The 14,672-nt window shown below is 67.1% G+C and carries 14 protein-coding genes; 4 read left to right on the forward strand and 10 right to left on the reverse strand.

Annotated elements, in window-relative coordinates; all coding sequences use genetic code 11:
• Positions 1-30: 30 nt before the first annotated feature.
• The 4 genes from ACZY0Q_RS05755 (at position 31) to ACZY0Q_RS05770 (ending at position 3,496) form a co-directional block, all read left to right on the forward strand.
• A complete protein-coding gene (locus tag ACZY0Q_RS05755; RefSeq protein WP_463915221.1) occupies positions 31-738 on the forward strand; it encodes an exonuclease domain-containing protein in 708 nt (235 codons plus the stop codon).
• Between the two features lie 306 nt (positions 739-1,044).
• Positions 1,045-1,980, forward strand: coding sequence for an ABC transporter substrate-binding protein (locus ACZY0Q_RS05760; RefSeq protein WP_463915222.1), 936 nt, complete (start codon positions 1,045-1,047; stop codon positions 1,978-1,980).
• A 17-nt stretch (positions 1,981-1,997) separates the two neighbouring features.
• Positions 1,998-2,762 carry an amino acid ABC transporter permease gene (locus ACZY0Q_RS05765; protein WP_056343886.1) on the forward strand — a complete coding sequence of 255 codons (765 nt, stop codon included), beginning with the start codon at positions 1,998-2,000 and terminating at the stop codon, positions 2,760-2,762.
• The gene (locus ACZY0Q_RS05770) at positions 2,759-3,496 is read left to right on the forward strand and encodes an amino acid ABC transporter ATP-binding protein (protein ID WP_463915223.1); all 738 of its coding nucleotides are present in this window, start codon (positions 2,759-2,761) and stop codon (positions 3,494-3,496) included. The genes ACZY0Q_RS05765 and ACZY0Q_RS05770 overlap by 4 nt, the downstream gene beginning before the upstream one ends.
• Positions 3,497-3,620: 124 nt before the next feature.
• Here the strand turns inward: ACZY0Q_RS05770 and hemL are convergent, their stop codons facing one another.
• The 10 genes from hemL to hemE form a co-directional block, all read right to left on the reverse strand.
• Positions 3,621-4,940, reverse strand: coding sequence for a glutamate-1-semialdehyde 2,1-aminomutase (hemL, locus tag ACZY0Q_RS05775; protein ID WP_463915224.1), 1,320 nt, complete (start codon positions 4,938-4,940; stop codon positions 3,621-3,623).
• A gap of 78 nt (positions 4,941-5,018) precedes the next feature.
• On the reverse strand, positions 5,019-6,137 hold the full coding sequence (locus tag ACZY0Q_RS05780; RefSeq protein ID WP_463915225.1) for an LLM class flavin-dependent oxidoreductase: 1,119 nt from the start codon (positions 6,135-6,137) through the stop codon (positions 5,019-5,021).
• A gap of 43 nt (positions 6,138-6,180) precedes the next feature.
• Positions 6,181-7,161 carry a porphobilinogen synthase gene (hemB, locus tag ACZY0Q_RS05785; protein WP_463915226.1) on the reverse strand — a complete coding sequence of 327 codons (981 nt, stop codon included), beginning with the start codon at positions 7,159-7,161 and terminating at the stop codon, positions 6,181-6,183.
• Positions 7,158-8,045 carry a uroporphyrinogen-III synthase gene (locus ACZY0Q_RS05790; protein WP_463915227.1) on the reverse strand — a complete coding sequence of 296 codons (888 nt, stop codon included), beginning with the start codon at positions 8,043-8,045 and terminating at the stop codon, positions 7,158-7,160. Before ACZY0Q_RS05790 ends, hemB begins: the two co-directional genes overlap by 4 nt.
• The gene (hemC, locus tag ACZY0Q_RS05795) at positions 8,032-9,015 is read right to left on the reverse strand and encodes a hydroxymethylbilane synthase (protein WP_463915228.1); all 984 of its coding nucleotides are present in this window, start codon (positions 9,013-9,015) and stop codon (positions 8,032-8,034) included. Before hemC ends, ACZY0Q_RS05790 begins: the two co-directional genes overlap by 14 nt.
• Complete coding sequence (locus ACZY0Q_RS05800) at positions 9,012-10,277, reverse strand: ferrochelatase (RefSeq protein ID WP_463915229.1); 1,266 nt, start codon at positions 10,275-10,277, stop codon at positions 9,012-9,014. The genes hemC and ACZY0Q_RS05800 overlap by 4 nt, the downstream gene beginning before the upstream one ends.
• Entirely contained in the window at positions 10,274-10,975 is a 702-nt protein-coding gene (gene hemQ, locus ACZY0Q_RS05805; protein WP_463915230.1) for a hydrogen peroxide-dependent heme synthase, read from the reverse strand. Before hemQ ends, ACZY0Q_RS05800 begins: the two co-directional genes overlap by 4 nt.
• 120 nt (positions 10,976-11,095) lie before the next feature.
• The gene (locus ACZY0Q_RS05810; RefSeq protein WP_463915231.1) at positions 11,096-11,869 is read right to left on the reverse strand and encodes a hypothetical protein; all 774 of its coding nucleotides are present in this window, start codon (positions 11,867-11,869) and stop codon (positions 11,096-11,098) included.
• Positions 11,870-11,970: 101 nt separating this feature from the next.
• Positions 11,971-13,410, reverse strand: coding sequence for a protoporphyrinogen oxidase (gene hemG / locus ACZY0Q_RS05815; RefSeq protein ID WP_463915232.1), 1,440 nt, complete (start codon positions 13,408-13,410; stop codon positions 11,971-11,973).
• Between the two features lie 58 nt (positions 13,411-13,468).
• Positions 13,469-14,587, reverse strand: a complete 1,119-nt coding sequence (hemE, locus tag ACZY0Q_RS05820) for a uroporphyrinogen decarboxylase (RefSeq protein WP_463915233.1) — start codon at positions 14,585-14,587, stop codon at positions 13,469-13,471.
• Positions 14,588-14,672 lie beyond the last annotated feature (85 nt).

The following is a 14,672-nucleotide window of genomic DNA, read 5'->3' on the forward strand; positions in this document are numbered from 1 at the left end:
CCTGTCGGTGCTGGCCGGTAGCGTTGAACCATGACCTCCTGGAACACCCTCCCCCGCGCAGCCTTCGATCTCGAAACCACCGGACGGAATTCGCGTGCCGCGCGCATCGTCACGGCGTCGGTCACCGTGGTGGACCACAAGGGGGACGTCATCACCGAACACGAATGGCTGGCCGATCCCGGCGTCGAAATCCCTACCGAGGCCAGCGATATCCACGGCGTCACCACGGAGCAGGCCCGGCGTGAGGGACGGCCGGCCCATGAAGTCACCGGGGAGCTCGCAACGGTCCTGCAGGACCTGTTTGACGCCGGCATTCCGGTCATTGCCTTCAACGCCAGCTACGATTTCACCGTCCTGGCCGCCGAGTCCGCCCGGTACGGCGTCCGGCAGTTGAGCCGGTTCCCCGTCCTGGACCCGTTCATCATGAACAAGCAGGTGGACCGGTACCGCAAGGGCAAGCGCACTTTGACGGCCCTGTGTGAGGAGTACGGCATCACGCTGGACAACGCCCACACGTCGGCCGCGGATGCTTTGGCCACTCTCCGGATGTTGGACGCCATGGCCATCAAGTTTCCGAAGCTCAAGATGCCGGCCAGCCAGCTTCACGAACTGCAAAAGGACTGGGCCGTCAGCCAAGCGGCGGACTTCCAGAACTACCTGCGCAAGACCAAGCCCGCCGCCGTGATCGAAGGGGAATGGCCCGTCCTTCCACCCGAAGACGCCAGCAGTGAATTCTAGCTGAGAGCTAACTCACAATTAGGCCGGAACCGCGGACCGCCACCGCGGGAACACTCGGATTCGGCCGCAAAGGCAGCATTCATTCATCAGATGTTCAGGAAGTGTTTCGGCCATCCATTAGTTCGGTCTAAAGCGCCAATGGGCAAGTCTTTATTCGTCCGAAAGCCCTGAAAGCCGGAAATGAGATGATTAAGTTCAGCGGTATTCCCGCCCCGGCCGGCCGGCAGTTGGGAGCAAGGCGCCAGACGCCACACGCGCAGCCTCAGGCCCGGTTGAATTTATGACTCTGATGAAAGTGACTTTCTCATGAAGACCAAAGCCATGAAGTGGCTGACCAGCGTTCCTGTCGCGGTTGCCCTTGCTGTCTCGCTGGCCGCCTGTGGCTCGGGGACTGCCCAGCCCAGCGGCACGCCCACCGATGCCCTCGCCGGCAGTGACCAGCAGACGCTGGACAAGTACACCACCGCCGACGTCACGCCGCTGGATAAGATCGACAAGACCAAGCTGGGCCTCAACACCGAAGGCAAGCTTGAAGTTGGCACGCTCTCCGACGCGCCGCCGAATATCTTCATCGACCCGGCCGGCAAGTTCACCGGCTACGACAACGAGCTGCTGCGTGCCATTGGCGGCAAGCTTGGCCTTGAAGTTGAATTCGTCGCGACCGACTTCTCGGCGCTGCTGTCCCAGGTACAGACGAAGCAGTTCGATGTGGGATCGTCCTCGATTTCCACCACTGACGCCCGCCGCGCCAATGTGGGCTTCACCAACGGCTACGACTTCGGCTTTATGGCTGTCGTCGCCAAGACCGACAGCGACGTCAAGGGTTTCGCAAACCTGGATGCCAACGTCCGCATCGGCGTCGTCCAGGGCACGGTCCAGGACGACTACGTCACCAACACCCTCAAGCTTGAGCCGGTCCGTTTCCCCGATTACGCCACCGTGTACGCCAATGTACGCAACGGCCAGATCGATGCCTGGGTTGCACCTTCGCAGCAGGCCACCGGCCAGGTGAAGGAAGGTGACGGTACCGTCATCGCCGAGTCCGTGGTGAATACCCAGAACTTCACTGCCTATGCAGTGAACAAGGACAACAAAGCCCTGATCGACGCTTTGAACTCCGGACTTGACGCTGTGATTGCTGACGGTACCTGGTCCAAGCTGACCAAGGAATGGTACCCGGACCGCGAGACCCCCGCCGACTGGAAGCCGGGAAGCAAAGCTGCTCCGGCTCCCCAGAGCTGATCTGGGCCTAACCGCTTATGGATCTCCTGGACCAACTGGGTGAAACGTTCCTCAACTGGGAGGAAATGGCGAAAGTCGTTCCTTCCCTTCTCACGGTGGGCTTGCCCAACACCCTGATCCTGGCATTGGCCTCGGGCATCCTCGGCTCCTTGCTGGGGCTGCTGCTCGCACTCATGGGCATTTCCCGGAATCCAGTGGCCCGCTGGGCAGCCCGGATCTACACCGACCTGTTCCGCGGCCTGCCCGCCATCCTGGTCATTCTGGTGATCGGCATCGGGCTGAGCCCCATTGCCCGGGAACTCACCGGTAACCGGAATCCGTATCCGCTCGGGATCCTGGCGCTGACACTGATCGCCGGCGCCTACATCGGTGAGATCTTCCGCTCCGGCATCCAGAGCGTGGAGAAAGGCCAGCTGGAGGCCTCACGTGCACTGGGGTTCAGCTACGGTAAGTCCATGCGCCTGGTGGTGGTGCCGCAGGGCATCCGCCGCGTGCTGCCGGCCCTGGTGAACCAGTTCATCTCGCTGCTGAAGGATTCCTCCCTGGTGTTTGTGCTGGGCCTGGCTGCCTCCGACCGCGAGATCTTCCGGATCGGTAACGATGCCATGGCCAACACGGGGAACCTTTCGCCGCTGGTGGCCGCCGGCGTTCTGTATCTGATCCTGACTGTGCCGCTGACCCACTTCGTGAACTTCATCGACAACCGGCTCCGTACCGGCCGGCCGGAGAAGAAGGAACCGGACGAGCTGGCGGCACCTATCGGCAAGGGGGCACAGGCATGACGGAATTTACTTCCGGCACCCTGACCGGCAAGAACCTGCACCTTTCGTTCGGGCACAACCATGTGCTCCGCGGCATCGACCTCCACGTGGAGAAGGGCACCACGGCTTCGGTCATTGGTCCGTCCGGCTCCGGAAAGTCGACGCTCCTGCGCGTTATGAACCGGCTGATCGAACCGGACCAGGGCGACATCCTGCTCGATGGCCGGTCGGTCCTGAAGGACAACCCGGATGAGCTGCGCCAGCGGATCGGCATGGTGTTCCAGCAGTTCAACCTGTTCCCTCACAAGACCGTCCTGGACAACGTCTCGCTCGCGCTGCGCAAGCTCCGGAAGCTCTCCAACGAGCAGGCGCGCGCCGAAGCCCTGGAGCAGCTGGACCTGGTGGGCCTCAAGCACAAAGCTGACGCCCGCCCGGCCAACCTCTCCGGCGGCCAGCAGCAGCGCGTGGCGATCGCCCGCGCGTTGGCCATGAAGCCCGAGGTGATGTTCTTTGACGAGGCCACCTCCGCCCTCGACCCCGAGCTCGTGAAAGGCGTCCTGGCGCTGATGGCCGACCTCGCCAAGGGCGGCATGACCATGGTGGTGGTGACCCACGAGATGGGCTTCTCCCGCAACGTCTCAGACACCGTCACGTTTATGGACGCCGGAGTGGTGGTCGAATCGGGTCCGCCCGAGCAGATCTTCACGGCGCCCGCAACGGACCGGCTGAAGGGCTTCCTGTCGGACGTGCTGTAGACGCACCAACAGAAAATCCCCGTCTCCCGGACGAATCCCCCACGCATGGTGTGGGGTTTGGTCCGGGAAGCGGGGATTTCTTGCTTAAGCCGTTGACGGCGTGGGAGAACGTACGACGGCGGGACTAACCTTGTGCGGCTGCGGCGGCCTTCGCGGCGGCCGGGAGAGCGTCAAAGATCCGGTTCATCGCGGCGTCGTCGTGGGCGGCCGAGAGGAACCAGGCTTCGAAGACCGACGGCGGCAGGTAGACGCCGGAGTCCAGCATGGAGTGGAAGAACGGCGCGTACCGGAAGGTCTCCTGGGCCTGGGCGTCGGCATAGTTGTGGACGCCGTTGGCGGACGTACCGAATGCGACGGAAAAGAGGTTTCCGGCGAACTGGACGGAGTGGTCCACGCCGGCACTGTCCAGGGCCGCGGACAGCGCCGAGGAGAGCTCCAGCGAGCGGGCGTCCACAAACGAGTAGACGTCGCGGGTGGCGTTCGTCAGGGTGGCTACGCCGGCTGCCATGGCCACAGGGTTCCCGGAGAGCGTGCCCGCCTGGTACACCGGGCCGAGCGGCGCGAGGTAGTCCATCACGTCGGCACGCCCGCCGAGGGCCGCCGTCGGCATTCCGCCGCCGATGACCTTTCCGAAGGTGAGCAGGTCAGGGGTCCACGGGTCCGCTGCGTCAGCAGCGCCGCCGGTGAGCCCCCAGTAGCCGGAATAACCGGTGCGGAAGCCGGTGAGCACTTCGTCCAGAATCAGCAGGGCGCCGTGCTCGCGGGTGATGCGGGACAGCCCCAGGTTGAAACCCTCCCCAGGGGTCACCACGCCCATGTTGGCGGGGGCGGCTTCGGTAATGACGGCCGCGATGTTGGGCCCGTGCGCAGCAAACGCGGCTTCGACGGCGGCGAGGTCGTTGTAGGGCAGGACCAGCGTTTCGGCGGCGGTGGCTTCGGTGACGCCGGCCGAGCCCGGCAGTGCCAGGGTGGCGACACCGGATCCTGCAGCGGCCAGCAGCCCGTCCAGGTGGCCGTGGTAGCAGCCGGCGAACTTGATGATGAGGTTCCGGCCGGTGAAGCCGCGGGCCAGCCGGACTGCGGTCATGGTGGCCTCCGTCCCCGTGGAGACCATGCGGACACGTTCGGCGGCCGGCACGCGCTCCTGGACGATGGCTGCCAGGTTGGCTTCGTCCGGGGTGGACGCGCCGAAGGAGAGGCCGCGGTCAACCGCCGCGTGGACGGCCTCCAGGACGGCGGGGTGGGCGTGCCCCAGCAGCGCCGGGCCCCAGGAGCAGACCAAGTCCACGTATTCTTTGCCGTCGGCATCTGTCAGGTACGGGCCCTTGGCCGAGACCATGAACCGCGGGGTTCCGCCCACCGAGCCGAAGGCGCGGACGGGTGAGTTGACGCCACCGGGCATCAGGGTCTGGGCACGGGCGAAAAGGTCTTCGGAACGAGTCATGCCCCCTATTCTTCCATCCCGTGCGGTGGCATCCGGCGCCACGCCCCAGGCGGGGCGCCGGATACGCTGCCGCCTGGCTCAGCGGTCCGCGCCCACGTCCGCAAGCCTGTCTGAGACGAGAGGCGCCACCTTGGAACCGAACAGCTCGATGGAACGCATCATCTGCTCGTGGGGCAGCGTGCCGCTGCTGTACTTCATCTCGAAGCGGTCCGCACCGAGGGTGCCCTTGAGACGGGCGATCTTCGCCGCCACCGTTTCCGGGGAACCGATAAACAGGGCACCGTCCTCGTCCGCCGCGGCTTCGTACTCGCCGCGCCCGGCCGGTCCCCAGCCGCGCTCCGCGCCGATCTTGTTCCGGGTGGCGAGCCAATGCGGGTAGTACTCCTCCAAGGCCTGCTCGTCAGTCTCGGCCACATAGCCGGGCGAGTGCACGGACAGGGCCTGCGGTTCCCTACCGGCTTCAGCCAGGGTGCGGCGGTAGAGGTCGGCATAGGGACGGAAGCGCTCGGGCTCGCCGCCGATGATCGCCAGGACCATCGGGTAGCCGTAGGTTGCCGTGCGGACCACGGACTGGGGAGATCCGCCCACACCGATCCAGGTGGGAAGCAGCCGGCCCTCCACGTGCGGATAGACCATCTGGCCCCGAAGCGATGCCCGGGTGCGGCCGTCCCAGTTCACCGGGTTCTGGGACCGTACGCGGTCGTAGATGTCCAGCTTCTCCTCGAACAGGACGTCGTAGTCGCCCAGGTCGTAGCCAAAGAGCGGGAAGGACTCGGTGAACGAACCCCTGCCCAGGATCACTTCGGCGCGGCCGTTGGAGACGGCGTCGAGGGTGGCGAAGCGCTGGAAGACGCGGATGGGATCGTCCGAGCTCAGGACCGTGACCGCGCTGCCGAGCCGGATGTTTTCCGTGGCCGTGGCGATGGCTGCCAGCACCACGTCCGGCGCGCTGACGGCGAAATCCTTGCGGTGGTGCTCCCCTACCCCGAAGGAATGGAGTCCGACGGCGTCGGCCACCTTGGCCTGTTCCACCACCTGGCGCAGCACCTCGGCGTGGTGCTTGGGTGCGCCGTCGGCAGCCAGGTCGACGTCGCCGAAGGTGCTGACGCCAAGCAGGATGGTGTCCGCAGGGACGGGGGCCGTGGGGTTGGCCAGGGTTGACGGAGTGGTTACGGAAGGCTCGCTATTTTCATGCATACGCATACAAACCACGGAACATCCGGAAACATTCCCGGCCGTATCAGGATTCCTTGAGCCAGCCTGCGAGCTCTGAAGCCCAGTACGTGAGAACAGTGTTCGCACCCGCCCGCTTGATGCTCAGGACAGAATCCGTGATGGCACCCCGCCGGTCGATCCAGCCGTTCGCGGCGGCAGCCTCGATCATTGCGTACTCACCCGAGACCTGGTAGGCCGAGACAGGAACAGGGCTCATGGCGGCGACGTCGGCCAGGATGTCCAGGTAGCTCATAGCCGGCTTGACCATCACCATGTCTGCGCCTTCCTCAACGTCCAGTTCCACCTCGAGGAGGGCTTCACGGCGGTTGGCGGCGTCCATCTGGTAGGTGCGGCGGTCGCCCTTGAGCTGCGAATCCACGGCTTCTCGGAAGGGGCCGTAGAAGGGCGAAGCGTACTTGGCCGCGTAGGCCAGGATAACGGTGTTTTTGTGGCCGGATTCCTCGAGGGCCTGGCGGATGACGGCGATCTGGCCATCCATCATGCCGGAAGGCCCCAGGACGTGGGCGCCAGCATCGGCCTGGGCCACGGCCATCTGGCCGTAGATTTCCAGGGTGGCATCGTTGTCCACGTAGCCCTCGGCATCCAGGACGCCGCAGTGGCCGTGGTCGGTGAATTCGTCCAGGCAGACGTCGCCCATGATCACCAGGTCATCGCCCACTTCGGCGCGGACGTCGCGGATGGCCTTGTTGAGCACACCGTCCGGGTCCAGGGACGCGGTGCCGCGGGCATCGCGCACGGCGGGAACGCCGAACAGCATGATGCCGCCCACGCCCAGTTCCATGGCTTCCGCGGCGGCTCGCTTGAGCGAGTCGGTGGAGTGCTGCACCACCCCGGGCATGGAGGAAATGGGCATTGGCTCGCTGAGGCCTTCGCGGATGAACGCGGGCAGGATCAGGTCTGCCGGAGCCAGCCGGTATTCGGCGGTGAGCCGGCGCAGGGCGGGCGTGGTGCGGAGGCGGCGCGGGCGGTGGTTCGGAAAGCTCATCGGGTGTTCCCTTCGTTGGCGAATACGGTGCCCAGCGCGGCCACTATGCCGTCCGGGGTGGGGACTTGGGCGGTGGCGGCCACCGGGATGCCGAGGGCGCCAGCTTCTGCCGCCGTCGGGCGTCCGATGGCGATGAAACGGCAGCGGCCCAGCGGCAGCAAGGTCGCGGCGATACGGCGGGCAGCGCTCGGCGAGGCGGCCACAACGGCGTCGAGTCTCCCGGCGTTGAGCTCGCTGCGGGTCTGCGACTGGCTGAGCTCGCGGGGAACGCCGGGGTGGGAGACGCCGACGGCGGACGGCAGTTCCGCCTCCAGTCGGAGTTCCGGACGAGCCGGGTAGTCCACGGTGTGGTAGGCCACCACAGCGGTGACGTCGGTCCCCTTGGCTGCCAGTCCATCGCGCAGGGCAGGCGCAGCGATATCCGCCTGCGGCAACAGCACGCGGGCCGGGCCGGCAGTCCAGAGGTCCACGAGCCCTTCGGCGGACTGGATGTCCACCGGGGCCAGCGCCACGGGGATTCCTGCGGCTTCGAGGACCCGCCGGGAGGACGGTCCGATCGTGGCCACCCGCGTTCCCGCCGGCACCAGGGCAGCCGGAGTGGTCCCGCGCTCGGCCGCCTTTTCCACGAGCATCCGTACCGTGGTGATGCTGCTGACCACCAGCCAGTCGAAGCCACCGGCGGCCAGGGTGTCCAGCGCGGCATCGAGAACCGGCTGGTCCGTGGCCCGTTCAAAGTCGATGAGCGGCAGGACCAGCGGCTCGGCCCCCAGGCTGGCGAGCAGTGCGGCCAGCGGGGCGGCGCGGTCGGCGCTCCGGGTGATCAGGACGCGTCTGCCTCCCAGAGTGCCCACCAAGGCTCCGGCCAGGTCATCAGGATGCGGCAAGGTCCGCGATCTCCGCGGCGCCGGCGGCCAGCAGGAGCTCGGCCACCTCGATGCCGAGCAGCGTGGCCCCGACTTCGGTGAGGCCGTCCGTTGCCTTCTTTTCGCGCACCGTCCTGGCCCCATCCACGGCGCATACTGCCGCCTCGAGGTACAGGATGCTGCCCTTGCGGTAGGCGAAGGCACCCACGGGGGCGGCGCAGCCGGCCTCGAGGCGGGCCAGGACGGCACGCTCCGCGGTCACGGCGAGGCGGGTGTCCTCATCGTTGAGCGCGGCCAGGGCCTGCGCCAAAACACCTTGCGACCCTTCGGTGGAACCCGCCACGCGGGGGGCGTCGGCGCTCCGGCATTCGATGGCCAGCGAACCCTGTCCCGGCGCCGGCAGCATCACGTCCATCTCGAAGAATTCACTGACGACGTCCAGGCGGCCGATGCGTTCCAGGCCGGCGGCGGCCAGCACGACGGCGTCGAGGTCCCCTGGTGCGCCTGCTGCGTTTCCGGGCAGGCCGGGTACTCGGCCCAGACGGGTATCAACGTTGCCGCGGATGTCCTGCACATCCAGGTCCGGCCGGGCGGCCCGCAGCTGGGCGGCGCGGCGCGGCGAGCCGGTGCCCACTGTGGCGCCCAGCGGCAGGTCAGCCAGCTTGAGGCCGTCGCGTGCGCACAGTACATCCCGCACATCGGCGCGCTTGGGTGTTGCGGCGATCGTGAGGCCCAAGGCCGCGCCCGTCGGGAGGTCCTTGAGCGAGTGCACGGCGACATCGCAGGCGTCCTGCAGCAAGGCGTCGCGCAACGCGGCGACAAACACCCCGGTGCCGCCCATCTGGGACAGTGATCCTGTCTTGACGTCGCCCTCGGTGGTGATGTGCACCAGCTCCACGGGGAAGCCTCCGACGGCAGCCAGCTGGTCCGCCGTCTGCTGCGTCTGGGTCAGGGCGAGCTTGCTGGCCCTGGTTCCGATCCGTACGGTCACGGGGTTCCTACTCCCCCGGCAGCGCCTGCGGAAGCGGCCGGGTACGCGTCATGTCCGGTGCCGACTGTGGTGTCGGCTCCGGCGATGGTGGGCTTCTCGCCGCGGAAATTGGCGCAGCATCCCGGCCGGCAGACGTCGTACCAGGGGCCCAGCCCGGTCACGGCAGGCCGGTCGCCGATGTTGTTGGCGAGCGTCCGTTCGGAGATGAGGTCAACCAGGCCGTTCACAAACTTCCGGTGCGTGCCGGGCGTGGGTACACGCGTAGCGGCCAGGCCAAGGTTGCGGCACGTTTCCAGGGCTTCGGTGTCCAGGTCCCAGACAACTTCCATGTGGTCGCTGACGAAGCCCAGCGGGACGATAACGATGCCTTTGATGCCCTGGTCCGCCAGGTCGGCGATGGCGTCATTGATGTCCGGCTCCAGCCACGGCACGTGGGGCGCACCCGAGCGGGATTGGTAGACGAGGGACCAGGGCGCGGTCAGGCCCGACTCGGCCTCAACCCGGCTGATGACAGCTGCGCCAGTGGCCAGGTGCTGGGCCACGTACGCGGAACCTTCCTCGAACTCGCGCGGCTCGTCCCCGGACCGTCCGGCAGCCTCGGCATCCCGGGTGGGGATGGAGTGCGTGGCAAAAAGGATATGCACGGGGGCGTCTGGTGTTCCGGCGGCTGCAAGCTGCGCCCGCACATCCGTCAGCCCGGCGGCGGTTCCTTCAATGAAGGGCTCCACAAAGCCCGGGTGGTCGAAGTACTGCCGGACCTTGTCCACTTCAAGCCGGCCGTCCAGCCCGGTCTCCGTCAGGGCGATGCCGATGTCCTCGCGGTACTGGCGGCAGCTGGAGTAACAGGAGTAGGCACTCGTGGTGACCATCAACAGTTTCCGGTGGCCGGCGTCGTACGCGTTCTGGAGGGTCTGCGGAATGTAGGGGTCCCAGTTGCGGTTGCCCCACAGCACCGGAAGCTCAATGCCGCGGGCCGAGAGTTCCGCCTCCAGGGCAGCCTTGAGCTCGCGGTTTTGCTGGTTAATGGGGCTGATGCCGCCGTTGGCCCTGTAGTGGTGGGACACCTCTTCGAGCCGCTCATCCGGGATGCCCCGGCCGCGGGTGACATTGCGCAGGAACGGGAGGACATCGTCCTGGCCCTCGGGCCCGCCAAAGGAGGCCAGCAGAACGCCGTCATAGTTTTTGGGCGCCATCCGGCCGGCTTCGGTAACGGGGTTGATTCCGGTGAATACGGCGTCCGCCGCGGGCTCAGGCTGCGTCATGCCAGGACCTCAGCGACCTCTACAGCGGTGATCCGGCGGCCGGTGTAGAACGGGATTTCCTCCCGTACGTGGTTGCGCGCTTCGGTGGCGCGAAGGTGGCGCATCAGGTCCACGAGGTCCACCACTTCCGGGGCTTCCAGTCCCAGGATCCACTCCCAGTCGCCCAGGGCGAAGGAGGATACCGTGTTGGAGATGACCTGCGGGAACTCCCGGCCCAGCAGGCCGTGGTCGCGCAGCATCTTGCCGCGTTCCTCGTCGGGCAGGATGTACCACTCATAGGAGCGCACAAACGGGTAGACGCAGAGCCACTCGGCCGGGGCCACACCGCGCGAATAGGCGGGGGTGTGGTTCTTGGCGAACTCGGCTTCCCGGTGGACGCCCATGGCAGACCAGACAATCTCGGTGCCGGCGAAAAGGGTGCTGCGGCGGATGTCGCGGATGGCCTGCTGCAGCGCTTCGGGCTTTGAACCGTGGAGCCACACCATAACGTCGGCGTCGGCGCGCATAGCGGAGACGTCGTAGCTGCCGCGGTGGGTGACGCCGGCCTCGGCCAGGCGGACCAGCAGGGCATCGAAATCGGCGGCAGCGTCGGCGCTGCGCACGAGTTCCTCAGACCGCTTGAAAACAGTCCAGAGAGTGAAGAACTGCTCGGCTGATTCTTCGGTTTTAGTGACAGATTCGGCAGAAGTGTGGCTCATGGTTACCAGTTTGCCCCTTCCCTACCGCCAAGTCGAAACCGGCGACTTCTACAAGACGTAGAAGTGCTTAAAGTCACAGCTTCGACCCAGTGCGCGTCTTGAGCCGATCCGCCACAGTGGTCAGATCTTGCGGATCCGCGCAAAAAGGAGTCCGGCGGCCCCGGCAGACCCCACCAGTCCCACACCAAGCCAGACCTTCGCGGGTTCGGCCGCCTCAGCTGCTGCCGTGGCCGATGCCATGTTGTCTCGGCTGGCTGGTGCGTTTCCGTGGCGCCCCGGTCCCGAAACTGGCGTGGCGTTGGCGCTGTGGGAGCCCGCTGGCTGGTCCGCCGCGGGGTCGCCGCCCTGGCGGTCCTCTGGCGTCCCCTCGGCGGCTGCACCGGGCTGTCCGATCGGCTGCGTGCCTGCCAGCGAACCGGCGGCATCCGGGGAGGTGCTGATCGGCGCCGGAATGCTGGACGGCGACCCTGGGCTCTGCGGCGTCGTGCCCTGCGGAGTTGTGCCCTGGGGCGCTGGGGTGGCAGACGTCGTTGGAGCGGACGACGTCGGCGCAGTTGACGTGGGCGCAGTGGACGTAGGGGCGGGAGCCGGTGTAGCCGTGGACGTCGGAGTGGGAGAGCCTGAGGGCGCGGGAGTCGGTTGGGGCGAGGCTTTGGCCTGTCCGCCGGAACCTCCCAGGAGGCCATTCAGCAGGCCAGTAACTCCGGAGAGGTCCCCGTCCGCTGCGACGTCGGCGGAGACTGTGGGATCAGTACTGCCATCGGCCGCCTGGGATGCCGGAACGCCGGCTGACAGGACCAGTACCGCTCCGACGGCGGCAGCTGCAGCGCCACGCCGGATTCCCCCATGGATACTGGTCCGGGAACGGGAAAATTCGGACCTGTAAATAACCATAGTTATCGACCCTAGCCACATCAGGGGGTGGATGGAAAACCGGAAACTGCACCCCGAAGTGGCCCTTTCAAGGCCCATATTCCACTGAACAGGGGCGATGGTCAGCTGAGCAGGCTGCGAATTTCTTTCCGGGTATCGGCCACCACGGCGGCGAGTCCGTTACCGGCCACCCATCCGCCCACAATGCCAAGGCCGGCCTCTGCCGCGCAGAGCTCCCTTACCTCGGCCACCCGAGCTTTGTGTCCCACGGCTGCGAACGGCAGGGCCCCTTTCCACCTGACAACATCCCAGCCGACCACGTCGGTCCCCTGCACCGGGACGTCCAGCAGGACCGAAGCGTCACGTAAGGCAGCAGCCAGGAGTTCAGTATCGGGGGCTGGGGCGGCGCTGCGGGTCCCGGTCGATTGTTCCGAGGCTTCCAGCCTGCCGTAAGAAAGCCGGAGCACGTGCGTTCCGGGACCGGCCGCGGCGGCCAGCCAATCCCACTTCGCGGTTGCATGCGTCAGGGCTTTCGCCTGGACGCCCGGGGTCTGGGGGGCTACCAGGATCCCGGTGCCTCGCGGCCTACGGTCAAGCTCAGGCACGTCCACCACCAGGGTCACCAGCCGGACGTCGGGACCGCTTTCCGGACTCCTGCCGGCGAGAGCGGGTACGGCCGGCTGAAGCAGCCCCACGGCTGCCGGGCCGGGCAGCGCCACCACCAGCAGGCCGCCGTCGTACGTTGCGTCACCGGCAGTAACCCGCCACCCGTCCGCCGTCCGTTCGACGGCGTCCGCGGCTGTTCCGCTCATCAGGGTGACGCCGCGGCGGCGGAGATCGCTGAGCAGGGCCACCACCAGGGTGTGCATCCCGCCTTCGAGGCCGGCGACGGCGGAACCCGCCTTCGCGACGGACGGCTGGGTGGAGCCGCGCCGCTGGGCGGCCACCGCGGCTGCGAGGGAACCGTGTTCGCGGATTCCGGCGCGGAGGCCGGGTGCCACCATATCCACGTCCAGGAGGCCGGGCTCCGCGGAGTGCACGCCGCCCACCACCGGGGCCACGAGGCGTTCCAGCACGCGGCGGCCCATCCGTGCCCGCACCAAGGCCGCGACGCTGGTGACGTCCGCCGATGCGCCGATCGATGCCGGCAGGTACTTATCCAGGGACGCCCGGAGCGAGCCCAGAAATCCCAAGGACCGCCTGACCTCCGGGTCCCAGGGGTTGGCGGGAATGCCCAAAACGCCCGTCTTGGGCAGTTCGCGCGGGCCTTCCGGAAGCTGCACCCAGGCACCGCCGGGGCGGGGCGCCACAACCTTGGCGCCGAGTCCAAGTTCAGCAGCAAGGTCCGCCACAGCGGCGGAGCGTGTGGCGAAGGACTCTGCGCCGCTGTCGAGGGTAAGCCCGGCCACCACGTGACTGCCCACGCAGCCGCCCCAGGATGCTGTGGCTTCCAGGACGGTCACAGTGAGTCCGGCAGCTGCCAGCTCCCGTGCGGCCAGCAGGCCTGAAACGCCGCCGCCCAGGACGAGGGCGGCCTGGTTCGGCGTCAAGGAGCTGCCCACGGTCCTACTCCGGGGAAATGGAATGGACTGGTTCGGCGTCAAGGAGCTGCCCACGGTCCTACTCCGGGGAAATGGAATGGATAAGTTCGACAACCCGGGTCAGGACCGTGGGATCGGTTTCGGGCGGCACCCCGTGGCCGAGGTTGAGCACGTGGCCGGGCGCAGAGGCTCCGGCCGCAATGACCGCACGCACATGGGCTTCCAGCACGTCCCACGGCGCGGACAGCAGCGCGGGGTCGATGTTACCCTGCAGCGGAACCGTTCCGCCCAGGCGCCGGTTGGCCTCATCCAGCGGAAGGCGGTAGTCCACGCCCACCACGTCCACGCCGACGTCGCGCATGGCTACGAGGAGTTCGGAGGTTCCGGTCCCAAAATGGATCAGCGGCGCGCCGAGGTGGCGGACGTGGTCCAGCGCGCGGGCCGAAGCCGGTGCCACGAACTTGGTGTAGTCGGCCAGGCCCAGTGATCCTGCCCAGGAGTCAAAGAGCTGTCCGGCGGAGGCACCGGCTTCCAGCTGGGCGCGGAGGAACATCCCGGAGGCGTCGGCAGCCCAGTTGGCCAGCGCCGTCCAGGTTTCCGGGTCGGCGTGCATCATGGTGCGCGGGCCCAGGTGGTCACGGGAGGGTTTGCCTTCAACCATGTAGGCGGCGAGGGTAAAGGGGGCACCGGCGAAGCCGATCAGCGGGGTTTTGCCTAGCTCGGCGACGGTCAGCCGCACGGCTTCGCGGATCGGTTCCAGTGCTTCCCAGGTCAGCTGGGGCAGGGCGGCAACATCTGCAGCCGTGCGCACCGGCCTGTCCAGCACGGGGCCTACGCCCGGCACAATGTCCACGCCGACGCCGGCGAGCTTGAGCGGAATGACGATGTCGGAGAAGAATATGGCAGCGTCCACGTCATGGCGCCGAACAGGCTGCAGCGTGATTTCAGCTGCGAGCTCGGGCCGAAGGCAGGAATCCAGCATGGCCACGCCTTCGCGCACCTTCAGGTATTCCGGCAGCGAGCGCCCGGCCTGGCGCATGAACCACACCGGGCGCCGCGACGGCTTGCCGCCACGGTAGGCGGTGATGAGCGGCGAATCTGCGGTGCGGCCGTCCATCAGCGGATGGTCGGCGGCAAGCGCGCTGTCGTTAGACGAGGCACTGGACACGGCTTTGGACACGGCGGAACTGGAAGTCATGCCTCTGATTGTGCCCAAAATCGGCCCTAAAAGATAACGACAGCCTGTCACCTGCGGTCGCTCCGGCCCCGCCGTGGCAGGAAAC

The organism is Pseudarthrobacter lactosi (genome assembly GCF_055412785.1).

Coding starts and splice junctions, on each gene's coding strand:
- ACZY0Q_RS05760 (WP_463915222.1), top strand. CDS start 1,045: ATGAAGACCAAAGCCATGAAGTGGCTGACCAGCGTTCCTGTCGCGGTT.
- ACZY0Q_RS05780 (WP_463915225.1), bottom strand. CDS start 6,137: ATGCATGAAAATAGCGAGCCTTCCGTAACCACTCCGTCAACCCTGGCC.
- ACZY0Q_RS05800 (WP_463915229.1), bottom strand. CDS start 10,277: ATGACGCAGCCTGAGCCCGCGGCGGACGCCGTATTCACCGGAATCAAC.
- hemL (WP_463915224.1), bottom strand. CDS start 4,940: ATGACTCGTTCCGAAGACCTTTTCGCCCGTGCCCAGACCCTGATGCCC.
- hemB (WP_463915226.1), bottom strand. CDS start 7,161: ATGAGCTTTCCGAACCACCGCCCGCGCCGCCTCCGCACCACGCCCGCC.
- ACZY0Q_RS05810 (WP_463915231.1), bottom strand. CDS start 11,869: ATGGTTATTTACAGGTCCGAATTTTCCCGTTCCCGGACCAGTATCCAT.
- ACZY0Q_RS05765 (WP_056343886.1), top strand. CDS start 1,998: ATGGATCTCCTGGACCAACTGGGTGAAACGTTCCTCAACTGGGAGGAA.
- ACZY0Q_RS05755 (WP_463915221.1), top strand. CDS start 31: ATGACCTCCTGGAACACCCTCCCCCGCGCAGCCTTCGATCTCGAAACC.
- hemQ (WP_463915230.1), bottom strand. CDS start 10,975: ATGAGCCACACTTCTGCCGAATCTGTCACTAAAACCGAAGAATCAGCC.
- hemE (WP_463915233.1), bottom strand. CDS start 14,587: ATGACTTCCAGTTCCGCCGTGTCCAAAGCCGTGTCCAGTGCCTCGTCT.
- ACZY0Q_RS05770 (WP_463915223.1), top strand. CDS start 2,759: ATGACGGAATTTACTTCCGGCACCCTGACCGGCAAGAACCTGCACCTT.